The 14,191-nt window shown below is 72.0% G+C and carries 11 protein-coding genes; 6 read left to right on the forward strand and 5 right to left on the reverse strand.

All coding sequences use genetic code 11. The features are described 5' to 3' along the window. The first annotated feature begins 18 nt into the window (after nt 1–18). Entirely contained in the window at nt 19–615 is a 597-nt protein-coding gene (locus N7925_RS23645) for a histidine phosphatase family protein (protein WP_274345085.1), read from the forward strand. 402 nt (nt 616–1,017) lie between these two features. Here N7925_RS23645 and N7925_RS23650 read toward each other — a convergent pair whose 3' ends face one another. Beyond that, nucleotides 1,018–2,499 (reverse strand): tetratricopeptide repeat protein, encoded by a 1,482-nt coding sequence (locus N7925_RS23650; RefSeq protein WP_274345086.1) that lies wholly within the window; start codon nt 2,497–2,499, stop codon nt 1,018–1,020. Nucleotides 2,500–2,792: 293 nt separating this feature from the next. Between N7925_RS23650 and N7925_RS23655 the strand changes: the two genes are divergently transcribed. Both N7925_RS23655 and N7925_RS23660 read left to right on the forward strand, forming a co-directional pair. After that, nucleotides 2,793–3,161, forward strand: coding sequence for a hypothetical protein (locus tag N7925_RS23655; RefSeq protein WP_274346543.1), 369 nt, complete (start codon nt 2,793–2,795; stop codon nt 3,159–3,161). A 76-nt stretch (nt 3,162–3,237) separates the two neighbouring features. Then, nucleotides 3,238–4,221, forward strand: a complete 984-nt coding sequence (locus N7925_RS23660) for a spermidine synthase (protein WP_274345087.1) — start codon at nt 3,238–3,240, stop codon at nt 4,219–4,221. 21 nt (nt 4,222–4,242) lie between these two features. On the opposite strand, the gene N7925_RS23665 is transcribed toward N7925_RS23660, so the two are convergent. After that, nucleotides 4,243–4,803 carry a hypothetical protein gene (locus tag N7925_RS23665; RefSeq protein WP_274345088.1) on the reverse strand — a complete coding sequence of 187 codons (561 nt, stop codon included), beginning with the start codon at nt 4,801–4,803 and terminating at the stop codon, nt 4,243–4,245. 142 nt (nt 4,804–4,945) lie between these two features. On the opposite strand from N7925_RS23665, the gene N7925_RS23670 reads away from it, so the two are divergent. Continuing rightward, complete coding sequence (locus tag N7925_RS23670) at nt 4,946–5,707, forward strand: response regulator transcription factor (protein WP_265601454.1); 762 nt, start codon at nt 4,946–4,948, stop codon at nt 5,705–5,707. Continuing rightward, on the forward strand, nt 5,704–7,137 hold the full coding sequence (locus N7925_RS23675) for a sensor histidine kinase (RefSeq protein ID WP_265601455.1): 1,434 nt from the start codon (nt 5,704–5,706) through the stop codon (nt 7,135–7,137). Before N7925_RS23670 ends, N7925_RS23675 begins: the two co-directional genes overlap by 4 nt. A gap of 276 nt (nt 7,138–7,413) precedes the next feature. On the opposite strand, the gene N7925_RS23680 is transcribed toward N7925_RS23675, so the two are convergent. The 3 genes from N7925_RS23680 to aspT (N7925_RS23690) are packed head-to-tail and all read right to left on the reverse strand — an operon-like array spanning nt 7,414 to nt 12,468. Further along, a complete protein-coding gene (locus tag N7925_RS23680; protein ID WP_274345089.1) occupies nt 7,414–9,066 on the reverse strand; it encodes a bifunctional aspartate transaminase/aspartate 4-decarboxylase in 1,653 nt (550 codons plus the stop codon). Nucleotides 9,067–9,086: 20 nt separating this feature from the next. Then, on the reverse strand, nt 9,087–10,790 hold the full coding sequence (gene aspT / locus N7925_RS23685; protein ID WP_274345090.1) for an aspartate-alanine antiporter: 1,704 nt from the start codon (nt 10,788–10,790) through the stop codon (nt 9,087–9,089). Nucleotide 10,791: 1 nt separating this feature from the next. Beyond that, nucleotides 10,792–12,468, reverse strand: coding sequence for an aspartate-alanine antiporter (aspT, locus tag N7925_RS23690; RefSeq protein WP_274345092.1), 1,677 nt, complete (start codon nt 12,466–12,468; stop codon nt 10,792–10,794). Nucleotides 12,469–12,775: 307 nt separating this feature from the next. Here aspT (N7925_RS23690) and N7925_RS23695 point away from each other — a divergent pair, with 307 nt between their 5' ends. Beyond that, nucleotides 12,776–14,098 (forward strand): ABC transporter substrate-binding protein, encoded by a 1,323-nt coding sequence (locus N7925_RS23695; RefSeq protein WP_265601459.1) that lies wholly within the window; start codon nt 12,776–12,778, stop codon nt 14,096–14,098. Nucleotides 14,099–14,191: the final 93 nt, after the last annotated feature.

Below are 14,191 nucleotides of genomic sequence, written 5' to 3' on the forward strand. Positions count from 1 at the left end.
GTTCCAGGGAGAGCCTTCATGGCATCGCGCATCCTGCTCGCCCGGCACGGCCAGACCCAGTGGTCGGTCCGGGGCAACCACACCGGCAGGACGGACATCCCGCTCCTGGACGACGGGCGCGAGGGCGCGAAGCTCCTCGGCGAGCGGCTGCACCGGGCGCCGTGGGCGGGGCTGCCCGGCGTCGAGGTCCGCACCAGCCCGCTCGTCCGGGCCGCCGAGACCTGCCGGCTCGCCGGGTTCGGGGAGCGGGCCGAGCCGTGGGACGCGCTGATGGAATGGGACTACGGGGCGTACGAGGGCCTGACGCCGGCCGAGATCAGGGCGGACCGGTCCGACTGGCTGATCTGGCGCGACGGGGTCCCGGACGGGGAGTCCGTCGCCGACGTCACCGCCCGCGCGGACGAGATCGTCGCCTGGGCCCGCTCGGCGGACCGGGACGTCCTGGTCTTCGCCCACGGCCACATCCTGCGGGCGCTGGGCGCGCGATGGCTGGGCGAGGACCTGTCCTTCGGCGCCCGCATCCGCCTGGACCCGACGTCGCTGTCGGTCCTGGGCTGGGCGTACGGCCTGCCGGCCGTGGAACGCTGGAACGACACGGGCCACCTGGACCGCTAACCCCCCGCCCGGGCCCGCTCAAGCCTGTCCGGCGCTTGAGGACGGAACCCCGGGCCCACCCAAGCCCGTCCGGCGCTTGAGGACGGAACCCTTTGGCCGGTGGGCGGGCTCTTCAAGGACCCCGTGGCGCGGGAGGCCCTGATCAGCACCCTGAAACCTGCTGATCGGTTCCGTCCTCAAGCGCCGGACGGGCTGGGTTTTCGCACCCTGGAACGTGCTTGCTGGTTCCGTCCTCAAGCGCCGGACGGGCTGGGTTTTGCACCCTGGAACGTGCTTGCTGGTTCCGTCCTCAAGCGCCGGACGGGCTGGGTTTTCGCACCCTGGAACGTGCTTGCTGGCTCCGTCCTCAAGCGCCGGACGGGCTGGGTTTCGCACCCCGGAATGTGCTTGCTGGTTCCGTCCTCAAGCGCCGGACGGGCTGGGCCGGCCGCCGGACCGGGTGGGCCGGCCGGGCGGCGGGCCGGGTTTTGGGGGCGGGGGTGACTCCTGGTGGCGGGTCAGGAAGGCGGCCACCGGGCCCGCCCCGGCCCGCGGCTCCAGCACCCGCGCCGCCCCCGCCAGCATGCCCCGGATCCGCGAGGACTGGACCCGGGTCAGCAGGTCCAGCACCTGGTGCCCCGTTGCCGCTGCCTCGTCCACCCGCCCCGCCCGGGCCAGGTCACCCGTGAGCTGGGCCCGGTACAGCGCCAGGTTCCGGGTGAAGTGCGCGTCCTGGAGCGCCGCCGCCCGCCGCCCGTGCCGCGCGGCACGGGACCAGTCGCCCAGCGCCGACCAGCACTGCGCCTCCAGCAGCTCCAGCTCCGCCTCCCGGAAGAAGCTCATCCACTCCGGATCACCCGCCGCCGTCCCCCGGTCGAACGCCGCCCGGGCCCGCCCGATCGCCCGGTCGCACCCCGTCCGGTCCCCGAGCCCCGCCCGGCCCCCCGCCTCCCGCAGCGCGAGCAGCGCCAGCAGCCGGGGTGACCCCAGCGTGCGGGCGGCCCGCTGGCCGGCCTCCGCCGCCCGTACCGCCTCCCGGGGCCGCCCGGCGTCCCGGGCCAGGAACGACGTGTTGCAGAACGCGTGCGCCTCGAGCCCCGCGTCCCCGGCCAGCCGCGCCGTGGCCAGCGCCTCCGCGTAGTGCGAGCGGGCGTCGTCGAAGCGGCCCGAGTCGTGGGCCAGCCAGCCCACCGAGATGGCCAGCTCGCCGGCGCCCGCGTGCAGCCGGTCCGAGGTGGCGCGCCGTGCGGTGGTCCCGGCGTCCAGCAGTTCGTACGCCGCGCGCAGCGGCTGGGCGGCCCGGCGGTAGAGCCCGTCCGCGCCGTGCCGGTCGTCCAGCAGCCGGATCTGCCGTACGGCCTTCTCGACGGCGTGCACCTCCGCCTCGCCGACCCGGCGCTGCGCGGGCAGAGAGACCCGGGCGGCGGAGGCGGGCGCCCCGCCGAGACCCAGGGAAGCGGCCGCCATCGTGGTGGTGCCGCTCGTCATGAAAACGCGACGCAGCACGTCGCTCTCCTCGGGGATGTCGTCGGTTTCGGTGGCGCGGTGGAGAAGGGCGGGGCCGGAAGGGAAAGACGAGGGGGGAGGGGCTGAAGCCGCCGCCCCCGTCGCGGGCGGCGGTTCGGACACGACCCGGGCGCCCCGCCCCCGTACGCTCTCGCGGGCCGAGAACCCCAGGTCGGCCAGGGAGGCCCCCGGGAACATGTGCAGGAACACGCGTTCGTAGGCGTAGTTGGGGCAGCGGATCTCCCCGGACTCCACGCGCCCGATGTAACGGGCGTCGCACGCGACCTGCTCCCCGATCTCCCGGGCCGCTCGGCGGACGGCCGCCGCGAACTCCCCGGCGGAACGCTGTCCGCGCAGCTGACGGAAGGCGAGGTTGGGAACTGCCGCTGTCGCCGCCATGGCCGGCCCCTCTCTGGTGCGGCCGGGGCCCGTGGATCCCGGAGCCCCGGCGGAGCAAGAACGTACCTGCTGTGACGGGACGCACACACAACGTTTCGTTGCGAAAGGGGCATACCGCCCCCGATCTGCCATGAACTGCCACCCTTTGCGGCGGTGTGGGCCCGTAGCCCTTGACGCCCCAGGGGCGTTGGTCCATGTGGAGACGGAGCGTGGCTCCGTTCGGGATGAGAGGAGGGGTTCCCTTGTTGCATCTCGGCAGGGAGACCGGCTCACGGACGACCGCGACGAAACCGATGGCCCCGGCGCAGGGGGATCAGTCCTTGGACCTCGTCACGGTCCCCGCCCGGCAGGGGCTGGAGGCCGTCGACATCCTCCGCCGCGGACGGGACCAGGAGCCCGTGGGCCCGGTCCTGCACGACGGCGCCTGCGACACCCTCGGCTTCCTCGTACCGCCGGGCACCGCCGACGCCTGGGACGTACCGGGCAGCGCCTGTACGCGGACCGACGGCCGCGGGCTGCGCATCCCCGCCGAGCCGCCCGGCTCCGGCTCCGGCTGGCTGCTCCCGCCCGCCGAGGACGCCCCGGTCACCGATCCGGCCGTGCTCCGCGCCGCCCTCGACCAGGCCGCCCGGCTGATCGAGGCGGCCGACAACTGCTGCTGAGCCCATAATGGACGGACGGGCGGAACACCTCCGCGCGGCCGGTGACCCGGGCCCCCACCAGCAAGGACCAGCGAACGTGGCACGTCGAGGAGCGCCGGCCCAGGGCAAGGACAAGGCCGCGGGCAAGAGCAAGGGAGCCGGCGGGAACAAGGCCGCGGGCAAGGGCGGAGCCGACGGCGCGAAGGGGCGCCAGGGCGGCGGCCGGGGAGCCGGCCGGGCCGAGCGGGAGCCGGTCTCCCAGCAGGTCGGCGGCGGACTCGCCGAGCTCATACCCGACCGGGAACGCCCGGGCGCCTGGACGCTCCTGATCGACGGCGCCCCGCAGTCCCACGTGGACCTCGACGATCCCGGGCACCTCTCGTTCGCCTACCAGCGCCGCCTGGGCCACGTCATCGACCTCGCCGCACCCCCGCTCCAGCCGCTGCACGTCCTGCATCTGGGCGGCGGCGCCTTCACTCTCGCCCGGTACACCGCCGCGACCCGCCCCCGCTCCACCCAGCAGATCGTCGAGCTCGACGCGCCCCTCGTCCAGCTCGTCCGCGACCGCCTCCCGCTCGACTCCCAGGCCCGGGTCCGGGTCCGGGCCGCCGACGCCCGCGAGGGGCTCGGCAGGTTTCCGGACGGCTGGGCCGACCTGATCATCGCGGACGTGTTCAGCGGCGCCCGTACCCCCGCCCACCTGACCTCCGCCGAATTCCTCGCCGAGGTGCGCCGGGTCCTGAAGCCCGAAGGGCGGTACGCCGCCAACCTCGCCGACGGCCCTCCGCTCGCCCACCTGCGCGGTCAGGTCGCCACCGCCGCCGCCGTCTTCCCCGAACTGGCGCTGGCCGCCGACCCGGTGGTGTGGCGGGGCCGCCGCTTCGGCAACGCGGTCCTGCTCGCCTCGGCCGTGGCGCTCCCGGTCGCGGAGTTCACCCGGCGGGTGGCGGGCGACCCGCACCCGGGCCGCGTCGAACACGGCCGCGCGCTCACCGACTTCACCGGCGGCGCGGCCGTCGTCACCGACGCGGCGGCCAAACCGTCGCCCGCACCGCCGCCGTCCGTCTTCGAGAACCCGTGACGGCCCCCGGCCGGGACCTGATCACGGTTCGACGACCTGCACCGTCGGCGGAGTCCCGTTCCAGGTGCAGAACACCGAGTACGTCTTCCCGTTCTCCCCGCCCCCGTCGCTGAAGTCCACCCGGATCCAGGCGTCGTTCGTCCACACCTGCATCGACCAGCCCGGCTCCGGCGTCGCCGAGACGAGCTTCGCCGAGCGCGTGCCGAGCTCGAACACCACCCGGCCGCCGCCGGTGCGGTAGCTCTTCACCTCGCCCGAGGTCGCAGGCGCGGGCGGCTTGGCCGGGGTGGCCGACGGCGTACGGGAGGGGCGCGGGGCCGACGGCGAGGGGCTCGCCCCGCCGGTGCGCGACGAGGCGGAGGGAGAGGGGGAGGGGGAGGTCCGGTGCGTCGAGGAGACGAGCGGCTGCCCGGTGCTCTGCCCGATGCGCTGGGGAGGCCCCGAACCCACCGAGACCGGCACGGCCCGGGGCGGGTCGTAGGCCGTCCCCGTCATGACCGTGTGCACGCCCCACCAGGAGAGCGTGACCGCCGCGCCGGTGGCGAGCGTCCACGCCAGCGCGTGTACGAGTCCTCGTTGCATCGGCACATCCTGCACCACCCGGCCCGCCCAGCTCGCCCCCGAAGGCCCCCGGAGGTCGTGCACAACCGGCCTTCTCCGGCCTTTGCGGAGGTTTCCGGCGGGGCCGGGACCGGGCCCGCCGGCATGGCGTACGGTGCCGCCCATGGCAAGTGTGCTCGTGGTCGAGGACGACCAGTTCGTACGTTCCGCCCTCATCCGGCACCTCAGTGAGGCCTCCCACACGGTACGGAGCGTGGGCACCGCGCTCGAAGCGCTGCGCGAGGTCGCGCACTTCCGCTTCGACGTGGTCATCCTCGACCTCGGGCTGCCCGACCTGGACGGCGCCGAGGCGCTGAAGATGCTGCGGTCCATCACCGATGTGCCCGTGATCATCGCCACCGCCCGGGACGACGAGAGCGAGATCGTCCGGCTGCTCAACGACGGCGCCGACGACTACCTGACGAAACCGTTCTCCGTCGAGCACCTCTCCGCCCGGATGGCCGCCGTGCTGCGCCGCTCGCGCGCGGCCGGCGGTGAGGCGCCGCCCAGGGTCCTCCGCGTCGGCGGGCTCTCCATCGACCCGCTGCGCCGCACCGCAGAGCTGGACGGGGCCGAACTCGACCTCACCCGACGCGAATTCGACCTGCTCACCTTCCTGGCCGGCCGGCCCGGTGTGGTCGTCGCCCGCAAGGAGCTGCTGGCCGAGGTCTGGCAGCAGTCCTACGGTGACGACCAGACCATCGACGTCCATCTGTCCTGGCTGCGCCGCAAGCTCGGCGAGACCGCCGCCCGGCCGCGCTATCTGCACACGCTGCGCGGCGTCGGCGTGAAGCTCCAGCCGCCGGCCGATGGACCGGCGGATGCCAGGGCCGACGCCCCGGCCGGCACTCCGGTCGGTACGCCGCTCACGGAGCCGCCCGCATGAGATGGGCCCTGGTCAAGGTCTGCCTCGCGGTCACCGCCATGGTCGTCATCGCCTTCGCCGTGCCGCTCGGACTCGTCATCCGGGAGCTGGCCAGCGACCGGGCGTTCTCCGACGCCGAACGCCAGGCCGCGATGATCGCCCCGACGCTCTCCATCACCACCGACCGCGAGGAGCTGACCCGGGCCGTCCTGTCCACCGAACCGGGCGACCGGGGACGCCTCGCCGTCCATGTCCCCGCCGAGGGAGGGCCCCTGGACATCGGCACCCGGCGCGCCACCCCCAAGGACGTGGCGACCGTGCGCAAGGCCGGGCGCGCCTCCATCACCGAGGTCCCCGGCGGCTTCGCCCTCCTTCAGCCGACCGCGCTGGGCACCGGGGACATCGCCGTCGTCGAGGTGTTCGTCCCCGAGGGCGAGGTCTCCCACGGGGTCGCCACCGCGTGGCTGACGCTGGCGGGCGTCGGTGTCGCGCTGATCGTCGGCTCGGTCGCGGTCGCCGACCGGCTCGGCGTACGGATGGTGGAGCCCGCCCAGCGCCTCGCGGGCGCCGCCCAGGACCTGGGGGAGGGGCGGCTCGGCACCCGGGTCCCCGAGGACGGCCCCACCGAACTGCGGTCCGCCGCCATCGCGTTCAACTCCATGGCCGACCAGGTCGTCCAGCTCCTGGCCAACGAGCGCGAGCTGGCCGCCGACCTCTCGCACCGGCTGCGCACCCCGCTCACCGTGCTCCGGCTGAACGCCGCGTCGCTCGGCGAGGGTCCGGCGGCCGAACAGACCCGGGCGGCGGTCCAGCAGTTGGAGCACGAGGTCGACACGATCATCCGGACCGCCCGCGAGCAGCGCCCGCAGTCCCCGGGCGGGCAGACGGGGGCGGGCTGCGACGCCTCCGAGGTGATCCGTGAACGCATGGGCTTCTGGTCGGCGCTGGCGGAGGACGAGGGCCGTGAGGTGCGCCTCGCGGGAGTCGACCGTACGGTGCGCATCCCCGTGGCCCGCCCCGAACTGGCAGCCGCCCTCGATGCGTTGCTCGGCAACGTCTTCCGCCACACCCCGGAGGGCACCGCCTTCTCCGTCGACGTCCACCACAGCGGCGACGCGGTCATCGTGCTCGTCTCCGACGCCGGCCCCGGGATCCCCGACCCGGAGGCCGCCCTCGCCCGGGGGGCCAGCGGGCGTGACGGAGCGAGCGGGTCCGTCGGCTCCACCGGCCTCGGCCTCGACATCGTGCGCCGGGTCGCCGAGTCCACCGGCGGCGACCTGCGCATCGGCCGGTCCGTCCTCGGCGGCACCGAGGTCCGGATCTGGATCGGCCTGTACGGGAGCCGCCCCGAGCGCGGCCGGCGCGGACACGGCCGACGGGTCGGCCGCCGGACCGGCTGGCAGCGGCGCAGGGAACCCCGGACCACGACCGTCCCCGGGCCCCAGCATTAACCCGCTCCGATGGGTTCCTTAAGCCCGCCCTAAGAACACCGACCGCGGTCCGCAACACCCTCTTTGTCCGGTCCGTTGCCGCTAGCGTGCTCGTCGTACCTCCTCGTCGGCGGTACAGACCCCCACGCCGGCCCCGCCGCCACCGGTCGCCCCGGTGGCGGTGGGGAAACCGGCGGCCAGTAGCCCGTACGTTCCCCTCGGGCCCCGAACCGCACCTATGCCCCCCACCGCGCGTCCCGGCCGGACCCCACCCCACCTCCGGCCGGGGCGTGCACCTCACCCGGCCTGAGCCCGCCACTCCTGCGCGTACGCGTCGAAGATCGCCCGCAGATGGTGGCCGATCTTCAGGTAGTCCAGATCGTCCAGGTTGGCCAGCGACACCCGCACCGACCACTCCGGGCCGTCGAAGCCGCCGCCGTTGAGCAGCACCACCGAGGTCTGCTCGGCCAGCCGGAACAGCGGGTCGACCGGCTCGTAGTTCTTCTCCAGGAAGTCGGCGAACGGCTTCCCGTGCACGCGCTCCGCCTCGGCCAGCAGATCCAGCTCGATGTAGTACGCCGCCCTCTTCGGGTCCTCCGAGACCTTCATGTGCGCGCCTTCCAGGAGAAGTTCGAGCCGCTGCCGGACGATCGCCCGGATCCGGTGCTTGTAGGCCTGGCCCTCGTCCAACATGTCGAACAGCGAGAACAGCGCCATCATCATCTGCTGCGGCAGCGACAGACCCGCCGTGTGGTTCAGCGCCACCTGCCGGGAGTCCGCCACCAGCCGGTCGATGAACCGGATCTTCTCCGGCTCCAACGACAGGGTGCCGTAACGCTTGTCGAGCCGGTCCTTCTGCTCCCGGTCCTGTTCCGCCAGCATCGCGTCGATCACGTTGTCATCGTGCAGCGCGATCACTCCGAGCCGCCACCCGGTCGCCCCGTAGTGCTTGGAGTAGGAGTAGACGAGGAGCGTGTTGCGCGGCAGGTCGGCCGCGAGCGAGCGGAAGCCCTCCACGAAGGTCCCGTACACGTCGTCGGTCACGATGATCAGGTTCGGGTTCCGCTCGCCGACGACGGAGACGATCTGCTCGGAGACCCGGGTGGAGAGCGCGAGGGAGGGCGGGTTGCTCGGGTTCACGCAGCAGACCAGCTTCACCGACGGGTCCGCCAGCTTGGCAATCTCCTCCTCCGGGTAGCGCCACTGCCGCACCCCCGTCTCCGTGAACAGGCTCGCCTCCACCCGCACCACGTCGAAGTCGTACGTGTCCAGCTCCGGGATCTCCAGGTACGGGGTGAACACCGGCACCATCAGGGCGATCCGGTCGCCCTTCTCCAGGATCCCGTTCTTCATCAGCGAGTCGAAGACGTAGCACATCGCCGCCGTGCCGCCCTCGGTCGCGAACAGGCTCAACGTCTGCCCCTCCGGCGGCCGGTGGTCGAACATCTCGTCCGCGATGTAGCCGCGCACGATCTGCTCGGTGTGGTGCAGGATCCGGTCCGGGACGGGGTAGTTGTCGCCGATCGAGGAGTCCGCCAGCTCGTGCACGAACGCGTCCCGGTCGAAGCCGAACCGCTTCACCGCCAGGTCCACGCTCGCCTTCAGCAGCTCGATGCCCGGCAGCTCCGGGTGCGTACGGACGAAGTGCTCGAAGCGCGCGGCGCACCCCGACTCCTCCGGCATGCCGCCCAGGTTGTCGGCCGTCCACACCCGCCGGGACTCCGAGATCGCGAAGTAGCCGAGCGCGTGGTACGCCTCGCGGGGCCCCGTGGCCACCCAGTTCGGGTTGCCGCGGCCCGCGTTCAGCATCGTCCGGGTCGACTTCCCCTTCTGGCCCGGCTGATCGCTCTGCGCGGCCGTCGCGATCTGGATGAACTTGTCCTTCAGCTCGAACGGGGAGAGCTGGGCGAACGACCGGATCTCTTCCCGGCTGATGCTGGTCTTGGGCATGGTGTCCACTCCGTAGCGGGTCAGTGGTTGAGCAGGACGATCACGGCGCCCCACACCGTCAGCAGGACGTTGCCGACGGCGTACGGGATGGTGTAGCCGAGGGTGGGGATCTGGGACTTCGAGGTCTCGTTGACGGCGCCGATCGCCGCCGTGGTGGTCTGGCCGCCCGCCAGGACGCCCATCAGGATCGGGAAGCGGATCTTCTGCGCGTAGTGCCCGACCAGGAACCCGGCGAGCAGCGGTACGACGGTGGCGACCGCGCCCAGGAGCAGCAGCCCCCAGCCGGCCGTGGAAAGACCGCTGGTGAAACCGGGCCCTGCGTTGATGCCGACGACGGCCACGAACAGGCAGAGCCCGAGCGTGTCCATGAACCACTGCGCGCCGGGCGGCACGTTCCCGTACGTCGGGTACTTGCCGCGGATCCAGCCGAAGACGAGCCCCATGATCAGCCCGCCGCCCGAGGTCGACAGGGAGATCGGCACCCCGCCCGCCGTCAGCGCCGGGATACCGATGCAGCCGCCGAGGAAGATGCCGAGGCCGACCCAGACCATGTCCGTCGCGAAGCTCGTCGGGACGGGCTTGCCCAGCGCCTTCCCCGCCGGTCCGACCAGGCGTTCCGGGCCGGTGAGGACGAGCGTGTCGCCGCGCTCCAGCTTCGTGGACAGCCGGTAGGGGAAGACCGCCCCCGCCCGGTACAGCTTGTCGATGTACACGCCGACCATGAACGGCTCCCGCCGCACCTCCTCCACGGTCCTGCCCAGCTGCGCCTTCTCCGAGACGACGACGTGCAGCGTCTCGGTGCGGTAGCCCAGCAGCGTCACGTCGTCGGCCTCGGGCCCGATGTGCGTCACCGCGTCGAACTCCACCAGGTCGCCCCGGATCGCGCTGACCGCGACGGTGTCGCCGAGGCGCAGCGTGCGGGACTGGTCGTGCTCCAGGACCGTGCCGTCGCGGCGGATCCCGGTGAGGTAGACCCGGCGGCCCAGCGCCTTCTGCTGCTCCTCGAAGTCCGCCACCGAGCGGCCCACCAGATCGGGCCGCTGAACGCTGTACGCGCGCAGCACCACCTCGTAGTAGCCCTCGCCCTCGTCGGGGCTCTCGTCCGGCGCGTCCAGCTCCGCCGCCAGTTCCGCGCTCTCCTTCGCCAGGTCACGGCGGTAGAGCCGCGGCAGGACGTTGGCCAGGAGCATCGCGCACAGGATGGTGCCCAGCGGATACGTCACCGCGTACCCGACGGCGACCAGGTTCTCCTGGGTCTTCACCTCGGCGGGGGAGAGGCCGGGCAGGGTGCCGATCGCGTCCTGGGCGACCCCGATCGCGGCCGACTGGGTCAGCGCTCCGCTCATCAGGCCGGCGCCGAGCCCGGGACCGTAACCGAGCAGGTGCGCGAAGAGCCACGACACCAGCAGCCCGGTCACACAGACGACCACCGCGTTGACGACCTGCGGCAGCCCGTCCTTCTTCAGCCCCCGGAAGAACTGTGGGCCGACCCGGTAGCCCAGGGCGAACAGGAACATGATGAAGAACAGGTTCTTCACCGTGTCGTCGATCTGGACCCCGAACTGGGCCCCGAGCAGCAGCCCGGCCACCAGACAGCCCGTCACCGCGCCCAGCGCGATCGTCCGGTAGCGGACCTTCCCGAGCAGGAAGCCGAACGCGACGACGAGGAAGACGAGCAGCTCGGGGTGGGGCTGGAAGATGTTCCGGTTCAGGAAGTCGATCACGTCACGCCCCCAGTACGCCGACGAGGATGGGCCCGGTCAGCGGCAGCAGGAAGTTGGAGAGCGTGTACGTGATCGTGTAGCCGAGAAGCGGTACGGAGCTCTGGGCCACCTGGGTGATGGAGGTGATCGCCGGGGTCGAGCACTGCTGTCCGGCGATCGCGCCGATCAGCAGCGGCTTCTCGATCTTCAGCAGCTTGCGCCCGACGATCAGGGAGATCGTCGCCGGGACCAGCACCATGGCGATGCCCGCGAACGGCAGCAGCGCCCCGTACTCCTTCAGCAGCGGCCAGGCGTGGGGCCCCGCCGCCAGCCCCGTACAGGCGATGAAGACGGCCAGGCCCATGTCCTTGAGCGTGGTCGCGGCCTGCGGCGGGAACGCGCCGAAGGTCTGGCTGCGGGAGCGGAACCAGCCGAAGACCAGGCCGGAGATCAGACAGCCGCCGCCGGTGCCGAGCGACATCGGGATGTCCCCGAGCTTCACGACGACCTGGCCGAGCAGGGAGCCCGCCACGATGCCGAAGCCGAGGTAGATGAAGTCGGTGGCGTCGTTCTTCACCACCGCGCCGAGCTTCGCGACGAGCCTGTTCAGCCCGGACCGGGCGCCGACCAGGGTGAGCACGTCGCCCCGGGCGAGGACCGTCTCCCCGCTGGCGGGCAGGTGCTGGTCGTTGCGCAGTACGTCGGTGACGTAGACGCCGTCCTTGCGGAACTCCGGATGGCGCTTCTCCAGCCGGTCGATCGTGGCGCCGATCGTCTCCTTGTCGGTGACTGCGACCTGGCTGGTGGCCAGGGGGGCGTCGAGCCCCGGTACGGCCGGGGTCTCCGGGCCGATCTCCCGGCCCGCCTCGATGATGGCCGTCCGCTCCCCGACCACCTGGATCAGGTCGCTGAGGGTCAGCTCCAGGCCGGGGGAGGGCGTCAGCACTCTGCTGCCGCGCTTGACGCCCTCGACGGTGATCCGGCCGCCCAGGGCGCTCTCCAGACCGCCGACGGTCCGCCCGTCCGCCAGCGTCACCAGATAGGTGCGGCCGACCAGGCCGGGCAGCGCGTCGCGCTCGTCGGACTCCAGCCCGCCCTGGCCGCCGCGCATCTTCTCCCACAGCTCGCGCGAGGCGTCCGCCAGGTTGATGCGCAGCAGCATCGGCATGATCTGGCTGGTGTAGAGCACGATGGTGATCAGGCCGAACAGGTAGCAGACCGTGTACGCGGTGGCGACGTGCCCCTGGTACTCGCTGATCTGCGCGGAGGTCAGGTCCTCCAGCTTGCCGATGGCCTCGGTCGCCGTCCCCACGACGGCGGACTCGGTGGCCGCTCCCGCGAGGATTCCGGATGCCGTGCCCACGTCCAGGTCGAAGGCCTTGGCGAGCCCGTAGGCGATGCCCAGGACGCAGACCAGCTCGATCAGACAGAGCGTGAAGAAGCGCAGGCTCTTGCGGTTGAGGTTGGCGAAGAACTGCGGCCCGGCCAGGTAGCCGAGCGAGAAGATGAACAGCGCGAAGAAGACCGTCTTGACGTCGTCGTCGACGCTGATGTTCCGGGTGCCGAGCAGCAGCGACACGATCAGGGTGCCGCAGATGCCGCCGAGCGTGATCGGGCCGACGCGGAGCTTGCCGACGAGGTAACCGGCCGCGAGGCAGAAGAAGAGGGCCAGTTCGGGATGGTCACGCAGAACGCCCATCCCGCCTCACTCACCGGGGCTGGTGTCGGCGACCAGGATGATCGAAAGGTACATAAGGGAGAAATTAACAGGGGTGGGGTGGACCGGCAGCTCGCCCGGCCCGACCTGCCCTCGTTCACCTTCCGACGGGAGGGCGGCCCAACGCCCCCTCCGTGACGCTCCGGACATCCCTCGGCAACGGAATCGTCTTCAACTCTTGACACCCACCCCCTTGAGGCAGCAACCTTCCGGCAACGGCGCATGGGAGCGCTCCCACTCTGGGGGAAGGTCTCGCGCGCTTCCCCTTCCCGGAACAAGGAGCAGTGGAATGCGCATCACCCGCAGCGTTGCCGGCCGACGCAGGAGAACCGCCTTCGTGGCCACCACGGGCCTCACGGTCACCGCCCTCCTCCTCACCGGATGCGGCGGCTCGTCCGACTCGGACAAGGGAGCCGACGCGGACGGGAACATCACCCTGACCCTCGCCGACTACGGGCAGTTCGGTTACAAGGAGGCCGGGCTCTTCGAGAAGTACCACGAGCTGAACCCGAAGATCACGGTCAAGGAGGACACCACCGCCGAGGAGAAGAACTACTACCCCAAGCTCCTCCAGCAGCTGAACTCCGGCAGCGGCCTCGCCGACGTCCAGGGCATCGAGGTCGGCCGGATCAAGGAGATCGTCGACACCAAGGCGGACTCCTTCGCCGACCTCTCCAAGACGATCGCCGTGGACGAGTGGGTGTCGTGGAAGGCCAAGCAGGCCACCGCCCCCAACGGCGCGGTCATCGGCGCGGGCACCGACATCGGCCCCATGTCCCTCTGCTACAACCGCGAGCTGTTCGAGAAGGCCGGACTGCCCACCGACCGCGCCGAGGTCGCGAAGCTGACCGAGGGCGGCTGGGAGGACTTCCTCGCGCTGGGTGAGCAGTACAAGAAGAAGGCCCCCGAGGGCACGTACTTCATGGACTCCGCCAGCGCCATGTTCAACGCCGTGGTCAGCTCCAGCCCCGAGCAGTACTACGACGCGAGCGGCAAGCCGATCTACGAGAAGAGCGCCAGCGTCGAGAAGGGCTGGAAGCTCGCCGCCGAGGCCGCGTCCAAGAAGCTGACGCAGGGCCTGGCCCAGTTCGAGGACCAGTGGCAGGCGGCCCTGCGCAAGAGCACCGTCGCCACCGTCGTCTGTCCCGCCTGGATGGCCGGCCAGATCTCCACCTACGCCGGTGACGCCAACAAGGGCAAGTGGGACATCACCGGCGCCCCCGGTGACGCCTCCGCCAACTGGGGCGGCTCCTTCCTCGCCGTCCCGAAGTCCGGGAAGAACGTCGCCGAGGCCACCAAGCTCGTCAAGTGGCTGACCGCCCCTGAGCAGCAGGCCGCCGTCTTCAAGGCGATCGGCGTCTTCCCCTCCAACAAGGGCGCCTACGAGCTGCCCGACGTGAAGAACGCGACCCTGCCGTACTTCAACAACGCCCCCATCGGCCAGATCTACGCCGACGGCGCGAAGTCCATCCCCGAGGCGGTCCTCGGCCCGAAGGACGGCGTGATCAAGGACTCCATCTCCACCCAGATCAACAACATGGAGCAGCGCGGCACCAGCCCCGACGACGCCTGGGACGCGGCCGTGCGGACGATCGACAAGGCCATCGGCTGACCTGACACCGGACCGGCCCGTGCCGGTCCCGCGCCGGGGCGGGCGGGCGACACCGCCCGCCCCGCCGCCCGCCCGCCCCTCCAGCCGCCCCGC

The sequence above is a fragment of the Streptomyces sp. CA-278952 genome, from assembly GCF_028747205.1.
Taxonomy (GTDB): Bacteria; Actinomycetota; Actinomycetes; order Streptomycetales; family Streptomycetaceae; genus Streptomyces.

Excerpts from the sequence above, each read along its gene's own strand:
- N7925_RS23695 (WP_265601459.1), top strand. The coding sequence starts at position 12,776 with ATGCGCATCACCCGCAGCGTTGCCGGCCGACGCAGGAGAACCGCCTTC.
- N7925_RS23665 (WP_274345088.1), bottom strand. The coding sequence starts at position 4,803 with ATGCAACGAGGACTCGTACACGCGCTGGCGTGGACGCTCGCCACCGGC.
- N7925_RS23645 (WP_274345085.1), top strand. The coding sequence starts at position 19 with ATGGCATCGCGCATCCTGCTCGCCCGGCACGGCCAGACCCAGTGGTCG.
- N7925_RS23655 (WP_274346543.1), top strand. The coding sequence starts at position 2,793 with ATGGCCCCGGCGCAGGGGGATCAGTCCTTGGACCTCGTCACGGTCCCC.
- N7925_RS23675 (WP_265601455.1), top strand. The coding sequence starts at position 5,704 with ATGAGATGGGCCCTGGTCAAGGTCTGCCTCGCGGTCACCGCCATGGTC.
- N7925_RS23650 (WP_274345086.1), bottom strand. The coding sequence starts at position 2,499 with ATGGCGGCGACAGCGGCAGTTCCCAACCTCGCCTTCCGTCAGCTGCGC.
- aspT (WP_274345092.1), bottom strand. The coding sequence starts at position 12,468 with ATGGGCGTTCTGCGTGACCATCCCGAACTGGCCCTCTTCTTCTGCCTC.
- N7925_RS23680 (WP_274345089.1), bottom strand. The coding sequence starts at position 9,066 with ATGCCCAAGACCAGCATCAGCCGGGAAGAGATCCGGTCGTTCGCCCAG.
- N7925_RS23670 (WP_265601454.1), top strand. The coding sequence starts at position 4,946 with ATGGCAAGTGTGCTCGTGGTCGAGGACGACCAGTTCGTACGTTCCGCC.